Here is a 15,978-nt window from a genome sequence, read left to right as displayed (position 1 = left end):
AAAAGAATTAGAATTATCCTCAAATTAAGTATTCATTCAGGCTATCTTTTTTTGTATCATTTTTTGTTGCTATTCCAAATGACCTTGTCTACAAAATATTCAACATCTTTCCTGTTCACTTTTTGAGCTATGTAGAGCGCAAATAGGTCTTCCAAATAGCCAGACATAACATGAGCCATTCCACGCTTTATATTAAATCCCCCATCACCTTCAAGTAGATGATTGGAATCTTTATATTTCTGATGTACTTTCTCGAAAAATTGTACTTCTGTCATTCTATATAAATTCCTTTAAAATCGTTTTAAATTTTTCCTCTGCTTCTAAACTCTCATTCCATGCAGTTTTTAAATCCGCTAGCGCATCTTCAACACTTGGGAGGTTATCTTCAATTATCTTTTCTACATACAATGGAATATTGAGGTTGTAATCGTTTTCCTCTAAATCTGCTTTAGAAGCTACTTTTACATAATTCTCTACATCTTCAAAAGCATTGTGCCAATCAAATATTTGTGTTACATGCTCTGGTTCTAGATAATTCTGTGCTCTACCAACACGCACCTGATCGGAAGCATCAATGAATAAGACTTTATCCTTTTTATCAGTATCTTTTTGTTGTTTGAAAACCATCACACAAGCAGCTAGTTGTGTTCCGTAAAAGATATTTGGCCCGAGCCCAATAACAGCTTCCAACATATCCTGCTCTAATAATGCTTTTCTGATTTTTCCTTCTGCACCTTTTCTGAACAGAGCACCATGCGGTAAGACAACGGTCATTCTTCCAGAATCATTCATGGATTTGATCATGTGCTGCACCCAAGCCATGTCTCCATTTCCTTTTGGTGGAACACCAGCTATATTTCTTCCATAAGGATCATTAGACCAATTTTCCACTCCCCATTCTTTTAACGAAAATGGCGGATTGGCAATCACACAGTCAAATGTTTGCAAACCATCTGCCTCAAAAAAGGCAGGATTTCTAAGGGTATCACCTCTATGAATTTGGAAGTCTTCAATGCCGTGCAAGAACATATTCATTCTCGCAATGGAACTAGAAGTCAAATTCTTTTCTTGTCCGAATAACTTCAGTGTTCTGTAATCTTCTTTGGCATCCTTTAAGTGATCTACACATTCTAAGAGCATGCCGCCCGTACCACAGGCAGGATCGTAAATAGTTTCTCCTTCATGTGGGTCAAGAATTAAGCCTAGGAGATGAACCACTGAACGTGGTGTATAGAATTCCCCCGCTTTTTTATTGGTTAAATCCGCAAAATGCTTGATTAAGTATTCGTAGGAATTACCAAGAAGGTCAGCATCTACGTTGCTATTACTTAAATCGTATTGAGAGAAATGCTCGATTAGATCTATTAATAATCGATCTGATAATTTATTCTTATTACTCCATTGAGCATCCCCAAAAATACCATATAAGAATTCTTGATTTGCTTGCTCGATCCCTCTTAAAGCTTTTTCAATAGCCAAACCAACATTAGTGGTAGTTTCTCGAACATCTTTCCAATGGCATTCATCTGGTATTACAAAGCGATGGAATTCTGGTAAATTTGCATATTCTTCATCTCCATCAGATTCTTCTAATGCAACGGTATATTCTTCATCATATACATCAGAAATTCTCTTAAAAAATAATAAGGGGAATATGTATACTTTAAAATCTGAGGCATCTACAGGTCCTTTAAGAATCCATGCAGCCTTTGATAAATATTGTTCTAATTGTGAAAGTGTAATTTTTTCTTTATTCATTGTCTTTTGTCGGCATAATTAATTCACGCACATCTACGTCAAGTATGCGTGCAATTTCATTCAGTACTTCCAAGCGTGGTTGTTGTCTATTCTGTACATAGCCATTCACCATGTTGTAACTCTTTCCTAGCTTTTCAGCTAACCAAGTCTGCTTGATTCCTTTTTCTTCTAGTACTACTTTTATTCTGTTCATTTCGTTTCAGAATTGGAAAGACCTAATTTAAGATTTTAGATTTAATATATCATATTTCGTGATATAAAATGTTTGAAATACTTAATAGGATAATGGGAAGTGAAAGTTCTTTTGTTCCGAAGGCTCGGAATAGGAAATGTGCTTGAATGCGCGGTTGGTTTTTTACTGCAATCTTTTACAACGGGAGTTTCTGAGCAGCCCCCTATTGTAAAAGATTAAAAAAGAACTTTTTACTAATTGAAAATAATAGTTCGCTCATTTATTGTTTCTGGAAATTTAATAATAGAATATTTTTGATAATTAAAAGATTAATATTAAATGAAAAAAGGATATAAAATATTAAAAACAATTATCAAAATGATTTTAATATTGATTTGTGGTGTAAGTCCCCCAAAATTAGCTACGAAGAAAGTGTTTCAAATTTAATATAATTATTTTTAGCAAAGCTAGCTTTGCTAAAACGTTCAAAAAACTGCATTGGCGTTAAGTTTAATAATGCTTCATGTGGTCTACAAAAATTGTAATGATCTATCCATTGGTAAGTTAATCTTCTCACTTGTGATAGATTGTTGAACAGATAAGCACTTAATATTTCTTCTCTATAACTTCTGTTAAAACGTTCTACAAGACTATTCTGCATGGGCTTACCAGGTTGGATATATCTAATATTAATCTCATTAGCTTTAGCCCAATCAATAAAGATTAAAGAAGTAAATTCTGGACCATTATCTACACGTATTTCTTCTGGTTTTCCTCTATAATCAATGAGTTTATTCAACTCTCTGATAAGTCTGTGAGCGTTTATTGAGATGGCTATAGTAATCCATAAAGCTTCTCTATTAAAATCATCAATAATATTAAGTGTTCTAAACCTTCTTCCATCTATTAAACTATCTGACATAAAATCCATACTCCAAACAATATTTTGAGTAATAGGGAGTGTCAAAGGAGCTTTTACTCTAGCTGGAAGGCGTTTTTTAGGTCTACGTTTTATATTAAGTCCCATCAATTTATATATTCTATAAATACGTTTATGATTCCAAGTATAACCTCTTAAACGAAGTGTTCTGTATAGCTTTTTGAAACCATAGGTAGGATGTTTACTCACCAACTGATCTAACAATACAATGATTTGTGAATCGTCTTTTCTCTTAGCTTTATAATAATAAACAGATGTACTTCTTTAAGTTCTTTTTAACTATTTATCCAAGATGTTTATTTTTTATTTAACTTTGATGTAATATTAATCATTGAATTATATTTCGAGTGATTTAATATTCTTTTCTATTAAAAAGTTCATTGGATTTTATTTTTGAAGTAGTTGAGGTTATTTCTTAATATCATTTAGAAAAAACAGTCTTTTTTTAATAAATCTTTAATATAAGTTTCAAAAACCTTTGGAAAAGCTTGTTTTTACTGAAGTTTTAATTATTTTATGTCATTGCCGAAAAAAGAACCAAAAAAGTCTAGGCTTACGAAACTATAGCTAAATTTATTATTCGGAAGCTAAACTTTTCAAACTCGCTAGCGCTCAAACAGTGAAAACTTTTTTACGCTTCTCTCATTGCAAATTTTACGCTATATTTTCGATAGGCCAGTCAATAAATACCGAATTAAGATTAACGATTTTTGAATGTAGATTTTTTTTACTCAAAAACTAACTCTCTCATTAACTAATATCTAATCTCACAATTAGGAAGGAGGTTTCTTAATTTTTCTAATTCATCTTGATCTATCAAGTTTCCAGATATATTTAATTGTTTTAGGTTTTTAAGATTTGATATACAATCAGGTATTTTTTTTATCCTATTGTTTCTCAATTCTAATCTATATAGCTTTTTTAGAGCACATATTGATTTAGGTATAGTTAAAAGTTGATTTTCATTTAATAATAACCTATTAAGATTTCTTAATTCTCCTATCTCTTCTGGAAGTTCTTTTATTTCACAATTAATAGCGGCTAGGCTTTCTAATTTAATACAACCTTTTATTTCTTTGGGTATTGATTTAATAGGATTGTCATTGATTGTAAGAATTTCAAGCTCTTTTAACTGACCAATTGATTCTGGAATATGTTTAATCTGATTATTATTAATATAAATTTCTTCAAGTTTTTTTAGGTTCCCTATATTTTTTGGCAAAACACTTATGTCATTCCAACCTATTTCAAAACATGTTATATTAATATATTCTTCAATATTCTCTGGTAAACTTGTGACGTTACCTCTCATATTCTCATCTTTACATAATTCAAATGTAAGCTTCTTTTTAGGGTCAATTGTCATATTTATTTATCTATTTATAAGTTGTTGAGGCATCTCTTTTTAAGAACGCTACTTCTTATTATACAAATTCTTATGCTTTTCTGGTAAGAACAAATCATTGTAAATATCGAATAAAGTTTTTTAATTAAAAACTCATAGACTCATCTCTAATCACTTTTCACTAAAAACACATTTTGACTTGATTAGGTTTATTCTTTTTTCCATCGCCGAAAAAAGAACCAAAAAAGTCTAGGCTTACGAAACTATAGCTAAATTTATTATTCGGAAGCTAAACTTTTCAAACTCGCTAGCGCTCAAACAGTGAAAACTTTTTTACGCTTCTCTCATTGCAAATTTTACGCTATATTTTCGATAGGCCGCTAAATAAATAATGAATATCGAATCAAGAATAACGATTTTTGATTTGATGTATATCCCTAAATAGGGTTGACCGCTTTTTAATTTCCAAAAAGCTTAATATAGGATACTGTTATAACTGAGAAAAGAACGAGTATGATAAACCATATCCCTTTTTTTGTTTTGCTATCAACATGTTTACTTCGTTGAGTACTAATTAACGAGTAGATCGCTCCTAGAATTAACACAATTGTAGAAAAACCAACAAGAATTTTATTTTCTGATATATAAACACTCATTAATAATCCAACTGTTAATATTGGTATCACCCAGAAGAATCTTTGTAAAAAAGGCTTCTTATCATTCTGTATTATTTTAGTAATTTCTGCCAATTTTACTTCTACTTCCTCAATTTTTTCTAATTGAGAAGGTATACCAATCGTATTACTCAATTTTTCTCCTTTAATGATAAATGTCCCATTTTTATTTTTTATTATTTCCTTGATCTCCTCAAGAGGTATTTCTATATCTGGTGTTAAATGCTGTTGCCTAATGATTTTTTGATTATCAATTATCAATTTGTAAGAGTTAAAGATATCTTTTTGTCTTTTAACTCCTTTTCTTATACCCAATGCCATTATAACTATAATAAATGGTATAAGGAATGGTAATACGTTCATGTTTGAAGATTGACCATTAGTAGTAAAATGCCCAATTGTTAATCCTCCTATCATTGCTATTAATGCAATAGGAACTACTCTAAGGATTATTTTCTTTTTGATTTCATCAAATCCATTTTCTTTTATTTGATATTGTGTTTCCATTTTTTAATTGATGTTTGGTTTTATATTATTTATATGCTGTTATTTCTTCTTTTATTTATTATTTGAACATTACAATTGATTCCTAGTTTGTTAAGCTTTTTTACAATATCTATAAAACTAGGATTGTAAACATACTCATTAGCACTTTCATCATCAAAAAAACCTAAATCTCTGTATGTGATTCCTAAAAAATCTTCTGTGTCGATTTTCTCTTCAAGAATGATTTTATTTTCTATTACCATATCTTGAATAGTATTTGGACTCACATCAAAAATTTCTACGAACTCATTAAACCATTTATTTTCAAAAGGAATTTGAACAGACCAATATTCTTCTAGATTTCTTATTTTTAACTCAAACTTTTTTATCCAATCAACAGATGGAGATGATCCGGTAAACTCTATATGATTTCCTTCTTTACTTAATAAGATATCTCCACTGCCTATAAACTGTGTTTTTTTAACAGGTGACATATATTTCTCCGATTTTAAACACCAAGATATCGAATAACAAAATTTATGTTCTATTATAGATTCTCTCAATCCACATAAAGGGTAATTATTTTTTTCTACTTTATAGATTGAATCTAAATATTTATTAGCTCTTGATAAAACCTCATCCAATATATGATCTGAAATTTTCTGCTTTTGGTTAGCCTTAGAAGTATATACTCTAGTTATTAAATGTTCTATCACAGATGATTCATATTCGTTTGATGATTTTTCTAATCTTAATTTTAAAAAGGGTAATACATCTACATTATGATGAATATTAAAAATAGTATTAAAAGTTAACTCCTTTGTAAGGATTTTTTCTTTAAGATTCTGATCTTCACAAAACTCCAACCATTCTCCAGTAATATCTTCAAAAATCGCATTATCATATATCTCTTCTATCCAATTCAATATTAATTCACCTGATTCACTGGACAACACAGATCCATCATGCTTTTTTAAATGAATTAAGTCATTAAGTAACCCTATACCTTCTATCCATGAGATATTATTAACAGAAACCAAACTTAATAATTGAAAAATCAACTCTTCTAAAGTCTCTATATCAATATCACCTCTTAATACCTTAAACTCTTCTATTTTACTTAGAGTTATTTTGTTCATATCAACAAACTCCTTTCTATCGAGTTCAATTTTGGTTTTAAGTTTTCAATTGATTCTTTTCCTAAAGCTATAATCTCCAACCATTTTTTGTCTTGTAATATCGCTTTATTATCATAGTCATCGTCATTGGGTGCATTGTATACTGACAGTAATTTATGCCATTTTTCAATTGATTCGTATTCTGGTATTGAAACAAAATTAAGTGCTAGTACTTTTTCATACCCATCTCCTATATCTAAATCATCAAAATATGAACACATAAACTCGACAAACGAATAGTATGGTTTTGTATTGTTAGGATAAAGCCAAGTCTGTTTTTGATATTCTAAGTCTGTTAAATCCTTAATCATAAAAAGCCATCTTCGTCTCCATATTTCTTTATCCATCTTTTTCTTAATAATATCTATTTTTTTAGGAACTCTATTTCTGGCTATAAAACCTCCTATTTTTCCATCTGGTGTTTTACTTTTATATCTCGATTTAACATAAGGTCTTGCTCCATCGGCGGGTTCAAACTCTTCTTCTAGATACTCTCGTTCTTCTCTTAACAACTCTCTTACGCTTCCGTCATTCTCAACATATACATATTCAAATCCTTCTTCATCTTTTCTTAATGGCATAAAGTGCCTTATATAAATCCCTATAATGATCAAGGTTACAATACCTAAAATCAAAAACACTATTATCATCTATTCGTTTTTATAAAATATATCATCCCTCAAAGAAACCTTTTCCCTTATCCACAAATCTAATAGTTTTATAATCGTCTTAAAAATAAGTTGTTCTCTATGATATCTGTTGTCACTTCGAATGATCTTGTAAAGATTGTATCGAGAAGTTTTTCTCTAATAAACTAACCAACTCATCCCTAACCACTCTTCACTAAAAGCACATTTTGACTTGATTAAGCTTATTCTTTTTTCCATCGCCGAAAAAAGAACCAAAAAAGTCTAGGCTTACGAAACTATAGCTAAATTTATTATTCGGAAGCTAAACTTTTCAAACTCGCTAGCGCTCAAACAGTGAAAACTTTTTTACGCTTCTCTCATTGCAAATTTTACGCTATATTTTCGATAGGCCGCTAAATACATAATGAATATCGAATACAGAATTAAGAATAACGATTTTTGAATGTAGATTTTCACTCATAAACTCATTAACTAATAAACTCTGTGACTAGCATATTTTCGATAGACCGATTAATGAATATCAAGCAATTAGCCTTCGACAAGCTCAGGCTACGTGTTTGTTTTGAGAAAGAGTTCATCGATAGACTCAGGCTACGGTTATTTTTTATTATCGAGTTTATCTAGTAACGAGATTTGTTTATTCATATATACCATAAATTAAAATCTTTTAAACTTTTACATTTAGTATTTTACATTTTGACTTGTATCGGTCACTGAGCCTGTCGAAGTGACGACTCACTCTCCACTTTTTATCAAAATTACCGTAATCCCAGTATTTACGATAGTGCCGCAACCGTTGCATGAACAAAATATAGCCTTGAGATTTGCTTTACAACGATTGCATGAACAAAATATAGTCTTGAGATTTGCTTTGCAACGATTGCATGAACAAAATATAGCCTTGAGATTGGCTTTACAACGATTGCATGAACAAAATATAGCCTTGAGATTCGCTCTGCAACCATGCAGGAAACAATTATTGCCTTGAGATTGGCTCTGCAACCACGCAGGAAACAATTATAGCCTTGAGATTCGCTCTGCAACCACGCAGGAAACAATTATTGCCTTGAGATTGGCTCTGCAACTACGCAGGAAGCAATTATTGCCTTGAGATTCGCTTTGCAACCACGCAGGAAACAATTATAGCTTTGAGATTCGCTCTGCAACCACGCAGGAAACAATTATTGCCTTGAGATTGGCTCTGCAACTACGCAGGAAGCAATTATAACCTTGAGATGGTACTTAAACACAAAAAACAAATTAAAAAACATTGGTTATGAAAGGTTTACAAAAACACATCGACTAAGTGATCGTGTTTTACACAAAACAATTCATTAGTAATCAAAAAACATTGCCTTATGAACACGCCTTATTTTACACGTTACCGTCATGGTGAATTTTTACAATACCTAGTAGATGTATTGACCATAGTAGACAAAGAAGACCTTAACGCATTACTGTTACAAACCCAAAGAGACCAATTGCAAGCACTAACAGATCAAATCGATGATTTGTTTAACCGCAGTCAAGCCAGTGCTATTACCCAGCAGCTTATTGCACTTGATGATCGTAGAGATCGTGCCATAGTAGGGATACGCGCTTATATAGAATCGTATCAATACCATTTTGACCCTGCACTGGTTACTGCCTCTACAGCATTGCGCAACGATCTTAACAGACATGGTAACAATATCCCACGGCTGAGCTATCAAGAAGAGACGATAGTATTGAGCAAGATTATCGAGGACTGGTCTACAACTACCGAGCTCACTAATGCGGTTACAGCGCTTAATCTAGGTAACTGGATTACCGAGCTACAAGACGCCAATACTGCTTTTGCAGAGTCGTATATCGATCGTGTGACCGAGACCTCTGCCAATCCTACTACCACTATAATAGGATTACGTATAGAAGCCATTACTGCCTATAGAGCATTACTAGCCCATATACAAGCACATGCTACACTAGGTACAAATGCTATTTATGACGAACTAGACAACCAGATAAGTACTCTGGCAGGACAATACAATCAAGTAGTCGATAATCGTACTACAACCCCCACTAGCGCTGAGGATGATCCCCAGACCTAGAACATAAACTTAACAAGTATACCCCCCAGACACCACTACATTGTTGTAGTGGTGTTTTTTTATGTATCTTATAAGTAATAAAACCATAAAAACTATAAGGTTTATCCATATACAACTACACCCTATGCTATACTATCTTAGCTTACCCATAAAAAAATACTAGTGTTTTACGGAAAACCGTAATTCATTTTGAAAATCATTAATTATCTTCATATCACTTGTATATATATTTAACATGCCATTATTTACAGAAAGAAGATTACGCAATAGAGCAAAGAAGTACATTGAAAAAGAATTTGAAGGAACTTCATTCAATTATCAAGCAAAAGCAAGGTTTACTCTTACAATGTTTAATACTATTCAATATCAATTGTTAACATCACCTCATACAATAGATACAACTTATGATATATTCCTTTCTCATAGTTCTAATGATGCTGAAATTGTATTAGGATTAAAGCTTGAAATTGAAAAGCTAGGTCTATCAGTATATATTGATTGGATAGAAGATCCTTCACTTAATAGATCAAATGTAACTAAAGAAACAGCTTTATTACTAAGAGAAAGAATGAAAAATTGCAAATCATTAATTTATGCATTTTCAGAAAACGCATCAAATTCTAAATGGATGCCATGGGAACTTGGCTATTTTGATGGACTAAAAGGTACCGTAGCTGTTTTACCAATATCTAAAACAAATAAAAGTTCTTTTAAAGGTTCCGAATACTTGGGGATCTATTATTATATTCAAATAGGCAATATAGAAACGACAAATAATGAAACTCTTTGTGTTCATAAGTCTTCATCAAAATATATATACTTCAATTCATGGATCAAAGGAAATACATTATAAATTAATATGAAATTTAATAAAGAAATAGAAGCTTTTATAAAGGATTTTATAATTGACTTAGAAGAAAATAATACTGCAATATTCGCTGGGGCAGGAATGTCTAAAGCCGCCGGTTACGTAAATTGGGCTGAATTAATGGAAGATATTGCAGAAGAATTAGGTCTACAAATCAATAAGGAATATGATTTAATCTCTTTAGCTCAATATCATGTTAATGAGAAAGGAGGTAATAAATCAAAACTAAATAGAAAAATACTAGAAGAGTTTATTGATGAAAATGATATAACAGATAATCATAAGATACTTGCTAGATTACCTATTTCAACCTATTGGACGACAAATTACGATACTCTAATCGAAAAATCATTAAAAACCGAAAATAAAGTTATCGATGTAAAACATAGCATCAAACAGCTTACCAATACACGTCCCAAAAGAGATGTTGTTATCTATAAAATGCATGGTGACGTATCTATACCTAATGAAGCTATATTAACAAAAGAACAATACGAAAGTTATTATAAAACTCATGAGCAATTTATTGGAGCATTGACAGGAGATTTAACAACTAAAACATTTTTATTTATAGGCTTCAGCTTTACTGATCCAAACTTAGATTATGTATTAAGTAGACTTAATGTTTCCTTATCTCAGGATAAAAGACAACATTATTGTTTTATAAGAAAACATAAAGAAAGTGATTTTGGAGAAAACGGTAAAGCTGATTACAATTACCAATCTAGAAAACAAGCTTTAATGATTGGAGATTTAAAAAGGTACGGAATACAAGCACTTGAAATCGAAGATTATACTCAAATAACCGATATTCTTAAAGAAATAGAAAATAGATTTAGAAAAAAAACTGTGTTTATTTCAGGTAGTGCTGAAGTTTATGGCGACTGGGATAGAAATGAAGCTCAAACTTTTATTCACAATTTAAGTAAAGAAGTTATTTCAAATGGTTTTAGAATAGTTAATGGGTTTGGATGGGGTATAGGAAGCGCTGTTATTAATGGTGCATTAGATGCCATTTATAAAAGACCTGATAAACATTCCGAAGGACAATTAATCATAAAACCCTTTCCCCAATTTAAAACAGGGGATAAAGAATTACCTATTCTATGGGAAGAATACAGGCAGCGAATGATGAAGTTTGCAGGAATTTCTATCTTCATTTTTGGAAATAAACTGGGCAATCAAAATCAAATAATCGATGCTAATGGAGTTTATAGAGAGTTTGAAATAGCAATAGAAAATGGATTAATACCTATACCAATTGCAAAAACAGGGTATATAACTAAGAAAATATTTAATGAAATTGCCAAGGATCCTAAAAAATTCTATCCAAAACATGATTTCATTTTTGAATGTATACAAGAATTATCAGATGAGAATATTAATTCAACTTATTTGATAAAAGAAATTATTCAACTAATAAAAAAACTTAATAAATAATATGGCTAAAAGAGTTTTTTTTAGTTTTCATTATCAAGATGTTATTGATTTCAGAGCAAACGTAGTTAGAAATCACTGGGTTACAAAAAACAGTCGAAATTTGGCAGGATTTTTTGATGCTTCCATATGGGAAACCGCCAAAAAAACTAGCGACTTAGCTATTAAAAGATTAATAAATAAAGAATTGAAAAACACTTCTAATACTTGTATCTTGATAGGCACTAACACATTTAATCGTAGATGGGTTAGATATGAAATCTTTAAAAGTATAAAAAAAGGTAATAATTTATTTGGTGTTCATATCAATAGAATAAGGGATAAAAATGGGATTATTAAAGATCTCGGTTCATCACCTTTCGATTTCCTTGGTTTTGAATATAGTTCAGATGGAAAGACTATTAAACCTATTGAATTTAAAATAAAAAAATGGGGTTATTCAAGAGATATGAAACCTATTAAGTTACACAAAACACCTCATAAATCTTATTGGGGGAAATCATTTGCATTATCAAAATGGTATAAAGACTATTGCTGGGTCGATGATGACGGATTTAATAATTTTCATAAATGGGTTAAATAACAATCCATTTCAAATAAAAAACACTAACAAAACCAATCATAACAGCAACCATAAGGCTGCTGTTTTTTTTATATCTTTACGGTTCCTAAAAACACAAGACATGACGACATTAAAAAAGATTTTGCCCACGTGGTATGGTGACGGTAGTGGAAACACCCGTAAATGCGCTCTTGTGTGCATTAGGACACCTAAGCCATGTGGGTCTTTTTATTCCTAAAAACACAAGTTTATGAACGCGCAAGAACGAATTATCCATTTTCAAAAAGCGTATTGTTCCACCTTACAAAAAGATGCAGCCTCCCGGCGGTATATCAAAATACCAATAGCAAATTATACTGCGCTTAATCTTTTTAAACACCATATCCATAATGCCATTACTTATATGGCAACACTACAGGCAGATACTCCACAAGATCATGAATTTGGCGAGACCATGCTCACTCTTCTCCATATCCTTAACCATACACATATGTATCAAGAATATACAGGACTGGATATGTTACTGGAGGAGTAATTACATAAAACCCCGATTTACAATGCTATTGCTTGTAACTCGGGGTTTTATAGTGATGAGTAGTTAGTGATGAGTTTTTGAGTAAAAAGTGAATAGAGATGAGTTGGTTAGTTTTTGAGTGTTGTCACTTCGACAGGCTCAGTGACCAGACAGGCTCAGTGACCACAAACTCAGTGTTCATCTTCCCGTAGCCTGAGCATGTCAAAGGACTCTTCATTAAATTAAACACGTATCCTGAGCATGTCAAAGGACTCCTTATCAAATCAAACGCGTAGCCTGAGTATGCCAAAGGATTCTTCATCAAATCAAACACGTAGCCTGAGCTTGTCGAAGGACTCCTCATCAAATTAAACACGTAATCTGAGTATGTCGAAGGACTCCTTATCAAATCAAACGCGCAGCCTGAGCTTATCAAAGGACTCTTCATCAAATCAAACGCGCAGCCTGAGCTTGTCGAAGGACTCCTTATCAAATCAAACACGTAGCCTGAGCTTGTCGAAGGACTACTCATCAAATCAAACACATAGCCTGAGCTTATCGAAGGTCTCTTCATCAAATCAAACGCGTAACCTGAGTATCTCGAAGGACTCCTTATCAAATCAAACGCGCAGCCTGAGCATCTCAAAAGACTCTTCATTAAATTAAACACGTAGCCTGAGCTTGTCGAAGGCTATTTCCCAAATTGACTATAATTTCTTGAATATGCGATGAGATCTTTAATGTTTCCTTGCATTAAAGCTTCTTTTTTACGACGACTCCATTTTTGGATTTGCTTCTCTCTTTTAAAAGCTGTATCAATACGAGGATATTCTTCGTAATATAAAAGTTTTACAGGAGGAAATTTTTTAGTATGGCGAGCGCCCATACCGTTATGATGTTCATACAATCGTCTTTCTAGATTTATTGTACTTCCTGTATAATAACTACCATTAGAACATAACAAGATGTAGACATAACCTTTCATATGTATTAAGATATGAAAAAAAAGTGATTCACTTCGACAAGCTCAGTGATCAGACAATCTCAGCAACCTTAAACTCAGTAACTAGACAGGCTCTATGACCACACATACGCAGCCTGTGCTTGTCAATGGCTAATCAACAACTACTGTTCAACATACTTCTTTCTTTTAGGTCACTTCGGCAGGCTCAGTGACCAGACAGGCTCAGTGACCAACACACTCGTAGCCGTAACAAACTCGATGACCAATACACTCGTATTCGTAGCCTGAGCCTGTCGAAGGACTACTCATCAAATCAAACGCGTAGCCTGAGCCTGTCGAAGGCTCTTTACTCCAATATCTGTTCTAATAACCAGATATAATCTTCGCGATTGGCGATAAAGTCTTTTTCTGAGATGTCTACTATTTTTACGTTAAGCATCTGTTGCGTCTTGATAAACTGTAGATATCCTTGATTGATCTTGTCTAGATAATCTGCTGGGATACGTTGCTCATAGGCACGTCCGCGTTTTTTGATGTTTTGCAATAAACGCTCTGTATTTTGATACATATATACATAAAGACTTGGTTTTACCATATCCTTATACATGATATCAAATAGTTTTTTGTAGAGGGTGTATTCTTCTTCGTGTAGCGTTACACTTGCAAATATCAAGGATTTAAATACATCATAATCACTCACGATAAAATCCTTAAACAGGTCGTATTGTGAGATATCATCATTAAGTTGTCTATATCGATCTGCTAGAAAAGACATCTCTAGCGGAAATGCATATCGCTCTCTATCTTCGTAAAACTTAGGTAAAAACGGATTGTCTGCAAAACGTTCTAATACCAACTTTGCGTTATACTCTTGAGAGATAATGGTAGACAGACTTGTTTTTCCTGCTCCTATATTTCCTTCTATAGTAAGGTATTGATATTGCGATAGGTTGTATTGCTGTTTTGGGTTTTGTAGTTGTTGCTGTACCGGTGTGATTACCGCATCATCTATGGTACGCTCTAATAACTCTGCTACTGTATATTTTAATTTGGGATGTTCATACTCTGCTGCAATTTCTGACAAGGGTTGTAATACAAACTTGCGATCTTGCATTGCGGGATGTGGTACGGTAAGCGTATCAGACGATTGTATAATCTCTGACGAGAATATGATATCTAGATCTATCGTTCTAGGTTCATATCCAGAGGCATCTGTGCGTATACGACCTAGCTGCTCTTCTATCTTTAATAAACGTCTTAATATCTCTTCTGTAGTATAAAAACTCTTTATAGAAATACATGCATTATAAAAATCATCACTACTAAACCCCCATGCTGGCGTCTGGTACACCGTAGATAAGGACACTACATCACCTATTTGTGTATAGATGGCATCTACAGCTTTTTGAAGATTTTTAAAACGATCTCCTACATTGCTCCCTAACGATATATGTACAAAATATAGTTCTCTCAAATTGGAATAAAAAAAAATTAGAAGTAGCTTGCTAATTATTAATGGAGCAAATTAAGTAAAACTAATTCACATCACCTTACATTTATGTAAAGTGTTATTAACTATTCTATAAATTTTGAAATCTATTTCGCTATCGGCTACAAACAAATTTTTGGCCTATAAAATCTATCTTATTCTAGGAGCGCTATTTATCTCCTCGCTTGTAGTTTCTAATCTTATTTTTCAAAAGTTTTTTCATTGGGATTTTTTTGGATTGTATACGTTTGAAATTTCGGTAGGGATACTTCCTTATCCTATTACTTTTTTGATTACAGATTTGATTAGCGAAATCTATGGTAAGCAAAAAGCCAATCAAATTGTAACTGCAGGGATTTTTGCTTCTTTCTTTTCTCTTTTAATCATCTATGTAGCCTCGGTTGCTCCTGCTACAAGCTGGTCACCTATCAATGATACTTTATTTGATAAGGTTTTTGGGGCTACTCCTATCGCTGTGTTGGCATCGATGCTTGCCTATTTGTTTGCGCAATATATCGATATACAGATCTTTCATTTCTGGAAAAAATTGACTCAAGGAAAACATTTGTGGTTGCGTAATAACTTCTCTACTTTCTTTTCGCAATTTATAGATACCTGTACGGTCTTATTGCTGCTTTGTGGTTTTGGTAAAATCGAGTGGCACCTCTTTGGTTCTTTACTCTTAGGTGGTTTTTTGTTTAAGGTATTGGTAGCGCTGTTAGATACTCCGTTATTATATCTAGGTGTTTACCTTTTTAAACGTCGTTTTAAACTCAACACTGGAGAAGAAATTGCACTGGATTAAGCATTATGGTTATACCTACTTTTTATTTTAATGCTCTTTAAAGAGG

15 protein-coding genes and 1 pseudogene are annotated in these 15,978 nt (G+C 32.4%); 6 read left to right on the top strand and 10 right to left on the bottom strand.

What is annotated here, in order from left to right; genetic code table 11:
• Positions 1-56: 56 nt before the first annotated feature.
• The 8 genes and pseudogenes from ACYEKI_RS11870 to ACYEKI_RS11835 all read right to left on the bottom strand — a co-directional run bounded on the left by ACYEKI_RS11870 (position 57) and on the right by ACYEKI_RS11835 (position 7,203).
• On the bottom strand, positions 57-275 hold the full coding sequence (locus ACYEKI_RS11870) for a hypothetical protein (RefSeq protein ID WP_459211408.1): 219 nt from the start codon (positions 273-275) through the stop codon (positions 57-59).
• Position 276: 1 nt separating this feature from the next.
• Positions 277-1,758 (bottom strand): type I restriction-modification system subunit M, encoded by a 1,482-nt coding sequence (locus tag ACYEKI_RS11865; protein ID WP_459211407.1) that lies wholly within the window; start codon positions 1,756-1,758, stop codon positions 277-279.
• Complete coding sequence (locus ACYEKI_RS11860; RefSeq protein WP_459211406.1) at positions 1,751-1,951, bottom strand: helix-turn-helix domain-containing protein; 201 nt, start codon at positions 1,949-1,951, stop codon at positions 1,751-1,753. The genes ACYEKI_RS11865 and ACYEKI_RS11860 overlap by 8 nt, the downstream gene beginning before the upstream one ends.
• A gap of 400 nt (positions 1,952-2,351) precedes the next feature.
• Positions 2,352-3,119: pseudogene (locus tag ACYEKI_RS11855) on the bottom strand (IS3 family transposase); the annotation flags it as partial.
• 505 nt (positions 3,120-3,624) lie between these two features.
• Positions 3,625-4,236 carry a leucine-rich repeat domain-containing protein gene (locus ACYEKI_RS11850; RefSeq protein WP_459211405.1) on the bottom strand — a complete coding sequence of 204 codons (612 nt, stop codon included), beginning with the start codon at positions 4,234-4,236 and terminating at the stop codon, positions 3,625-3,627.
• Between the two features lie 437 nt (positions 4,237-4,673).
• Positions 4,674-5,396 carry a hypothetical protein gene (locus tag ACYEKI_RS11845; RefSeq protein WP_459211404.1) on the bottom strand — a complete coding sequence of 241 codons (723 nt, stop codon included), beginning with the start codon at positions 5,394-5,396 and terminating at the stop codon, positions 4,674-4,676.
• A 29-nt stretch (positions 5,397-5,425) separates the two neighbouring features.
• A complete protein-coding gene (locus tag ACYEKI_RS11840) occupies positions 5,426-6,514 on the bottom strand; it encodes a hypothetical protein (RefSeq protein WP_459211403.1) in 1,089 nt (362 codons plus the stop codon).
• Positions 6,511-7,203 carry a hypothetical protein gene (locus ACYEKI_RS11835; RefSeq protein ID WP_459211402.1) on the bottom strand — a complete coding sequence of 231 codons (693 nt, stop codon included), beginning with the start codon at positions 7,201-7,203 and terminating at the stop codon, positions 6,511-6,513. Before ACYEKI_RS11835 ends, ACYEKI_RS11840 begins: the two co-directional genes overlap by 4 nt.
• A 1,358-nt stretch (positions 7,204-8,561) precedes the next feature.
• Between ACYEKI_RS11835 and ACYEKI_RS11830 the strand changes: the two genes are divergently transcribed.
• The 5 genes from ACYEKI_RS11830 (at position 8,562) to ACYEKI_RS11810 (ending at position 12,695) form a co-directional block, all read left to right on the top strand.
• The gene (locus tag ACYEKI_RS11830) at positions 8,562-9,293 is read left to right on the top strand and encodes a DUF6261 family protein (protein ID WP_459211401.1); all 732 of its coding nucleotides are present in this window, start codon (positions 8,562-8,564) and stop codon (positions 9,291-9,293) included.
• 235 nt (positions 9,294-9,528) lie between these two features.
• On the top strand, positions 9,529-10,146 hold the full coding sequence (locus tag ACYEKI_RS11825) for a toll/interleukin-1 receptor domain-containing protein (protein WP_459211400.1): 618 nt from the start codon (positions 9,529-9,531) through the stop codon (positions 10,144-10,146).
• A gap of 6 nt (positions 10,147-10,152) precedes the next feature.
• The gene (locus ACYEKI_RS11820) at positions 10,153-11,601 is read left to right on the top strand and encodes an SIR2 family protein (protein ID WP_459211399.1); all 1,449 of its coding nucleotides are present in this window, start codon (positions 10,153-10,155) and stop codon (positions 11,599-11,601) included.
• 1 nt (position 11,602) lies between these two features.
• On the top strand, positions 11,603-12,181 hold the full coding sequence (locus ACYEKI_RS11815; RefSeq protein WP_459211398.1) for a TIR domain-containing protein: 579 nt from the start codon (positions 11,603-11,605) through the stop codon (positions 12,179-12,181).
• Between the two features lie 229 nt (positions 12,182-12,410).
• Positions 12,411-12,695, top strand: a complete 285-nt coding sequence (locus ACYEKI_RS11810; protein WP_459211397.1) for a hypothetical protein — start codon at positions 12,411-12,413, stop codon at positions 12,693-12,695.
• Positions 12,696-13,365: 670 nt separating this feature from the next.
• Here ACYEKI_RS11810 and ACYEKI_RS11805 read toward each other — a convergent pair.
• On the bottom strand, positions 13,366-13,659 hold the full coding sequence (locus ACYEKI_RS11805; protein WP_459211396.1) for a GIY-YIG nuclease family protein: 294 nt from the start codon (positions 13,657-13,659) through the stop codon (positions 13,366-13,368).
• Positions 13,660-13,984: 325 nt separating this feature from the next.
• Positions 13,985-15,112: a 2-amino-4-hydroxy-6-hydroxymethyldihydropteridine diphosphokinase gene (gene folK, locus ACYEKI_RS11800; RefSeq protein WP_459211395.1), complete on the bottom strand. Its 1,128-nt coding sequence runs from the start codon at positions 15,110-15,112 to the stop codon at positions 13,985-13,987.
• 115 nt (positions 15,113-15,227) lie between these two features.
• Here folK and ACYEKI_RS11795 point away from each other — a divergent pair, with 115 nt between their 5' ends.
• Positions 15,228-15,932 (top strand): queuosine precursor transporter, encoded by a 705-nt coding sequence (locus ACYEKI_RS11795; protein ID WP_459211394.1) that lies wholly within the window; start codon positions 15,228-15,230, stop codon positions 15,930-15,932.
• Positions 15,933-15,978 lie beyond the last annotated feature (46 nt).

It is taken from the genome of Aquimarina rhabdastrellae (assembly GCA_947387485.1).
Taxonomy (GTDB): Bacteria; Bacteroidota; Bacteroidia; order Flavobacteriales; family Flavobacteriaceae; genus Aquimarina.
The sequence above is the reverse complement of the archived record's forward strand: the minus strand, read 5'-3'. Positions and strand labels throughout refer to the sequence as shown.

Coding starts and splice junctions, on each gene's coding strand:
- ACYEKI_RS11870 (WP_459211408.1), bottom strand. CDS start 275: ATGACAGAAGTACAATTTTTCGAGAAAGTACATCAGAAATATAAAGAT.
- ACYEKI_RS11865 (WP_459211407.1), bottom strand. CDS start 1,758: ATGAATAAAGAAAAAATTACACTTTCACAATTAGAACAATATTTATCA.
- ACYEKI_RS11860 (WP_459211406.1), bottom strand. CDS start 1,951: ATGAACAGAATAAAAGTAGTACTAGAAGAAAAAGGAATCAAGCAGACT.
- ACYEKI_RS11850 (WP_459211405.1), bottom strand. CDS start 4,236: ATGACAATTGACCCTAAAAAGAAGCTTACATTTGAATTATGTAAAGAT.
- ACYEKI_RS11845 (WP_459211404.1), bottom strand. CDS start 5,396: ATGGAAACACAATATCAAATAAAAGAAAATGGATTTGATGAAATCAAA.
- ACYEKI_RS11840 (WP_459211403.1), bottom strand. CDS start 6,514: ATGAACAAAATAACTCTAAGTAAAATAGAAGAGTTTAAGGTATTAAGA.
- ACYEKI_RS11835 (WP_459211402.1), bottom strand. CDS start 7,203: ATGATAATAGTGTTTTTGATTTTAGGTATTGTAACCTTGATCATTATA.
- ACYEKI_RS11830 (WP_459211401.1), top strand. CDS start 8,562: ATGAACACGCCTTATTTTACACGTTACCGTCATGGTGAATTTTTACAA.
- ACYEKI_RS11825 (WP_459211400.1), top strand. CDS start 9,529: ATGCCATTATTTACAGAAAGAAGATTACGCAATAGAGCAAAGAAGTAC.
- ACYEKI_RS11820 (WP_459211399.1), top strand. CDS start 10,153: ATGAAATTTAATAAAGAAATAGAAGCTTTTATAAAGGATTTTATAATT.
- ACYEKI_RS11815 (WP_459211398.1), top strand. CDS start 11,603: ATGGCTAAAAGAGTTTTTTTTAGTTTTCATTATCAAGATGTTATTGAT.
- ACYEKI_RS11810 (WP_459211397.1), top strand. CDS start 12,411: ATGAACGCGCAAGAACGAATTATCCATTTTCAAAAAGCGTATTGTTCC.
- ACYEKI_RS11805 (WP_459211396.1), bottom strand. CDS start 13,659: ATGAAAGGTTATGTCTACATCTTGTTATGTTCTAATGGTAGTTATTAT.